The organism is Streptomyces sp. NPDC028928, assembly GCF_055564915.1.
The window spans coordinates 1-5,445 of the sequence record NZ_JBVHVI010000035.1 but is presented as its reverse complement, the minus strand read 5'-3'; the positions used below and the strand labels follow the sequence as shown (position 1 = coordinate 5,445).

At 69.0% G+C, this 5,445-nt stretch carries 2 protein-coding genes; both read right to left on the bottom strand.

Going from position 1 to position 5,445, the window contains the following annotated elements; genetic code table 11:
• The coding region (locus ACZ4U1_RS40110) for a type I polyketide synthase (RefSeq protein WP_467909122.1) at positions 1-1,508 on the bottom strand (1,508 nt) is incomplete at its 3' end.
• Positions 1,509-1,602: 94 nt separating this feature from the next.
• Positions 1,603-5,445: SDR family NAD(P)-dependent oxidoreductase (locus ACZ4U1_RS40105; protein WP_467909121.1), on the bottom strand; the 3,843-nt coding region annotated here is incomplete at its 5' end.

Here is a 5,445-nt window from a genome sequence, read left to right as displayed (position 1 = left end):
TGGGTGAGGTGGGTGTGCAGGCGTCGGGCTTGGTCGGCGAGGGCTTGCGGGGTGCGTGCGGACAGCAGCCAGGGGCCGGTGACCTCACCCGGTTCGCCGGGTTCGTTGGTCTCCTCGGTCACCGGTGCTTGTTCGAGGATGAGGTGGGCGTTGGTGCCGCTGATCCCGAAGGAGGAGACACCCGCTCGTCGGGGGCGCGGCACGTCGGGCCAAGGCGTGGTGCGGGTGGTGAGGGCGATGGTGCCGTCGGACCAGTCGACGTGGTCGGAGGGCCGGTCGAGGTGCAGGGTGGCAGGCAGGACGCCGTGACGTAGGGCCTGGACCATTTTGATCACGCCGGCGATGCCTGCTGCGGCCTGGGTGTGACCGATGTTGGATTTGACGGAGCCGACCCACAGCGGTCGTTCGGTGGACCGGTCCTTGCCGTAGGTGGCCTGGAGGGCCTGTGCCTCGATGGGGTCGCCGAGTTTGGTGCCGGTGCCGTGGGCTTCGACGACGTCCACATCGGCGGCGGTCAGTCCCGCATCCGTCAACGCCGCCCGGATCACCCTCTGCTGCGAGGGGCCGTTCGGAGCGGTCAACTGGCTGCTCTGCCCGTCCTGGTTGATGGCGCTGCCGCGGATGACGGCGAGGATGCGTCGGTTGTTGCGCTGGGCGTCCGACAAGCGTTCCAGGAGGAGGAGTCCGGCGCCTTCGGCCAGGGCGAAGCCGTCCGCCTGGTCGGAGAAGGGTTTGCAGCGGCCGTCGGGAGCGAGCCCGCGCTGCCGGCTGAACTCCAGGAACGGATTGGGTGCGGAGATGACCGTCGCGCCGCCGGCCAGGGCCAGGGAGCATTCGTCGTTGCGGAGGGCCTGCATGGCCAGGTGGATGGCGACCAGGGACGAGGAGCAGGCGGTGTCCACGGTCAGGGCCGGGCCTTCGAGACCGAGCGTGTAGGCGATACGGCCACTCGCCACCGACGTGGTGTTCCCCGTGGCGAGATACCCCTCCAACTCGTGGGCTTGGTCGGGGTCCAGGTCCGTGGCGTAATCCTGGGCGATCACCCCCGTGAAGACGCCGGTGGGGGTGGCGTGGAGGGTGGTGGGGTCGAGGCGGGCGTGTTCGATGGCTTCCCAGGCCGTTTGCAGGAGCAGCCGCTGCTGCGGGTCCATGGCCGTGGCCTCACGGGGGTTGATCCCGAAGAAGGCCGCATCGAAGCCGGCGGCGTCGGGGAGGAACCCTCCGGTGCGGGTATACGAAGTTCCCGTGCGGCCGGGGTCGGGGTCGTAGAGGTCGTCCAGGCTCCAGCCGCGGTCTGCGGGCAGTGGGCCGGTGGCGTCGGTCCGGGAGACGAGCAGCTGCCAGAGGTCGTCGGGGGTGTGGACGTCGCCGGGGAAACGGCAGGCCATGCCCACGATCGCGATCGGCTCGTGACGTTCGGACTCGACCTGCCCCAAGCGGCGACGCGTCTGCTGGAGATCGGCCGTCACGCGCTTGAGGTAGTCGCGGAGCTTGTCTTCGTTCGCCATCCGGTATCAGCCTCGGGAGAGAAGGACGATCTCCAGCGATCAGAGATCAAGGGCCAGCAAGGTGGGTGCTCGGGAGCGGGAGCGGGAGCAGGGGCTAGGAGGCGCCCAACTCGTTGTCGATGTAGGCGAAGAGATCGTCGTCGGAGGCACCGGCGATGAGTTCCTTCGCGTCCGTCTCGTCGTCGGCCTCGGAGGCGGGGCCTGTCACCGCTGAGAGCAGGTCGCGCAGGCGGGCGACGAGCTTCTCGCGCGCCGCTTGGTCCAGCGTCGAGGCGAGCAACTTCGCTTGGAGTTGGTCGAGTTCAGTGACGAGGGCGGCGGGTGAGGAAGCGGTAGCGGTCCCGCTGTCGGGCGTGAGTTCGGTGAGCAGGTGGTCGGCCAGCGCGCCGGCGGTCGGGTAGTCGAAGAGCAGCGTGCTGCCCAGTCGTAGTCCGGTCGCCGTGCTCAGCCGGTTGCGCAACTCCACTGCCGTGAGCGAGTCGAAGCCGAGTTCGAGGAAGCCGCGTCCGATGTCTATGGCCTGCGGTGAGGAGTGGCCCAGCACGGTCGCCGCTTGAGCACGGACCAAGGACAGTACCGTCTCCCGTCGCTGCTCGGTGGACTGGCGGCGCAACTGTTCGGACAGAGCTGCCGTGGCCTGATCAGAGTCGGCCTTGACCCGGGTGCCGGTTGTGGCGTGGGGGAGTGTCCGGCCTGTGAGGTTGCGAAGAAGGGGTGGGGTGCGGAGGTCGTTGGCCGGGGGGTTGATGTTGGCGAGGGTGAGGTTCGGCCGGGGTGCGGTGAGTGCGCTGCTGAGGAGTCGGAGTGCGTGGGATGTGGTGAGCGGAGTGATTCCTTGGCCTGCGAGCCGCCTGTGCTCCTTGGCGTCCAGGTGCGTGGTGAGGTTGGAACTCTCGTGCCAGAGTCCCCAGGCGAGGCTGGTGGTGGTGGGTTGGTGGTGGGTGTGGCGGTGGTGGGCGAGGGCGTCGAGGTAGGCGTTGGCGGCGTTGTAGTTGGCTTGGCCGGGGTTGGCGAGGGTGGTGGCTGCGGAGGAGTAGAGGATCAGGTGGTTGAGGTGGGGGAGGTGGGTGGTGTGGAGGTGGTGGGCGGTGTCGATTTTGGGGGTGAGGGTGGTGTGGAGTTGGTGGGGGGTGAGGGTGGTGAGGGTGGCGTCGTTGAGGGTGGCTGCGGTGTGGATGACGGTGGTGATGGGGTGTTCGGTGGGGACGGTGTCGAGGAGTGCCTGGAGTTGCTGGGGGTCGGAGACGTCGGTGGCGGTGATGGTGGCGGTGGCGCCGAATTCTGCGAGTTGTTGGGTGAGTTGGGTGGCTTGGGGGTGTTGGGGTCCGGTTCGGCTGGCGAGGAGGAAGTGGCGGTGGTGGTGGTGTTCGGCGAGGTGGAGGGCGGTGAGTTGGGCGAGGGTGCCGGTGCCGCCGGTGATGAGGGTGGTGCCGTCCGGGTGGGGCGGGGTGGGGAGTGTGAGGGCGAGCTTGCCCGTATGACGAGCCTGACTCAAATGGCGTAGGGCTTCCGGCGCCCGGACGATCGGGTACGCGACCGTCGGGAGAGGGGGCAACGTGCCGGAGCGGAGGAGTGGGTCGAGGGCGGCGAGGATGCTGTGGATGCCTTCGGGGCCCGCGTCGTTGAGGTCGATGGCTTGGTAGCGGGTGCCGGGGTGGTCGGTGTTGATGACGTCCGGGTCGCGGATGTCGGTCTTACTCATGTCGATGAAGTGGCCGCCGTGGGGGAGCAGGCGCAGGGTGGTGTCGGTGTGTTCGTGGGCGAGGGAGTGGAGGACCACGTCCATGCCGTGGCCGTTGGTCTGGGTGAGGAAGTGGTCGGCGTAGGTGTGGGTGCGGGAGTCGGCGATGTGGTCGGGGTGGTAGCCGAGGTCGGTGGTGAGGGTGTGTTGTTTGGGTCGGCTGGCGGTGGCGTAGAGGTGGGCGCCGAGGTGGCGGGCGAGGTGGGTGGCGGCCTGGCCGACGCCCCCGGTCGCGGTGTGGATGAGCAGGTTCTGACCCGGCCGTAGGCCCGCCAGCGTCACCAGCGCGTAGTACGCCGTGGCATAGGCGATGGAAGCCGAAGCGGCTTGGGGGATGGTCCAGCCGTCGGGGATGGGGAGGAGCAGGCGGTGGTCGGTGATGGTGGTGGTGCCGGTGCCGTGGGTGAGGATGCCCATGACGCGGTCGCCGACCTGGAGGCCGTGGACTTGGGGTCCGATTTCGGTGATGGTGCCGGCGCCTTCGGAGCCGATGTGGGGTGCGGGCTCGGGATACATGCCGAGCGCGATGAGGACGTCGCGGAAGTTGAGTCCGACGGCTTCGAGGCGGAGACGGACCTGCCCGGGTTCGAGAGGCTGGTCGAGGTCGGGTGCGGGCAGGGGGGTGAGGTGGTCGGGGCTGCCGGGTGAGGTCAGGCCCAGTCGCCAGGCGCCGGCTTCCGGATCCGGGAGGGGCAGCAGGCGTTGCGGGGCGTTGGTCAGCCGCGGAGTGAAGAGTTCGCCCTTGCGCAGCGCCATGTGGGGTTCGTCGGCGGCCCGCGCCGTGGTAACCGCCGTAGGGAGCGCCTCGGTGGAGAAGGGGTGGTCGTCCCGGTCGATGAGGGTGATCCGCTGAGGGTGTTCGTTCTGTGCGGTGCGGACTAGTGCGGCTGCGGCCGCCTGGACGGGGTCGGGATCGTCGGCGTGTTCTGCCGCGACGGCGTGGTGGGTGAGGGCGACGAGGTGCGTGTCTTCGAGTTCCGGGCGGGCCAGCCAGTTCTGTAGGCGGAGAAGGGTCCGCTCGGCCAGCACGTGTGCCTGGGCCGGACCGTCGAGTTCCGCCGGAGCCGACAGGGGCAGCAGGACCGTCTCAGGCGTGTTGCCCGTCAGTACGTCCAGGTCGCTGTGGGCCGGCAGACCTAGGCCGTACGGGTCTTCCTCGCCCCATACCATCCAGCCTTCAGTGTCTACAGCCCCATGGGTAGCCGCGAGCGCGGTCCATTCCACTCGGAAGAGCGACGCGTCCGAAGTCCCCCGTGTAGCCGAGGCCAGAGCTGCCGGGTTCAGGACGCGTGTGGTGAGTTTCTCGGCGGTGAGGATGGGTTGGCCGTGGGGGTCGGTGAGGTGGAGTGTGGTGGTGTTGTCGTCGGTGGTGGTGAGGTGGACGCGGACGGTGGTGGCGCCGGTGGCGTGGAGGCGTACTCCGTTCCAGGCGAACGGCAGCCGGATCTCGCCGGTCGACACCAAGGCCAGGGGGTGCAGGGCGCTGTCCAGCAGGGCGGGGTGGATGCCGTACCTGTCGATGTCTTCTGTGTCCTGCGGGAGTTCGAGTTCGGCGTAGAGGTTGTTGCCGTGGCGCCAGGCGGTGGTGAGGTTCTGGAAGGCGGGGCCGTAGGTGTAGCCGTGGTCGGCGAGGGTGGCGTAGGCGCCGGTGAGGTCGAGGGGCGTGGCGTCGGCCGGCGGCCAGGTGACGGCCTCGGGTGTGGGCGCGGGCGTCGGCTTGGTGAGGGTGGCGGTGGCGTGCCGCGTCCAGGGGAGGGCGTCGGTCTGTTGATCGTCGGTGGCTTCGGGGCGGGAGTGCAGGCTTAGGGTTCGGCGACCCTCGCGGTCGGGGGCGCCCAGTTCGAGCTGCAAGTGCACCGCTTGGTCGTCCGTCAGGGTGAGCGGCGCTTCAAGGGTGAGTTCTTCAATGGTCGGCATGGAGGCCAACTGGCCTACATGAAGGGCGAGGTCCAGATAGGCGGTTCCGGGGAGCAGAGCTGTGCTGTGCACCGAGTGGTCGGCGAGCCAGGGGTGGTCGTGTAGGGAGAGGCGGCCGGTGAAGAGCGTGGAGCCGTCGGGGAGTTCGACCTTGGCAGCCAGCAGGGGATGTTCTGTTGCTCGCTGACCGAGGTGGGTGGGGGTGGTGGGTGGTTGGGGGGTGAGCCAGTGGTGGGTGGTTTGGAAGGGGTAGGTGGGGAGGTCGGTGGTGGGGGTGGG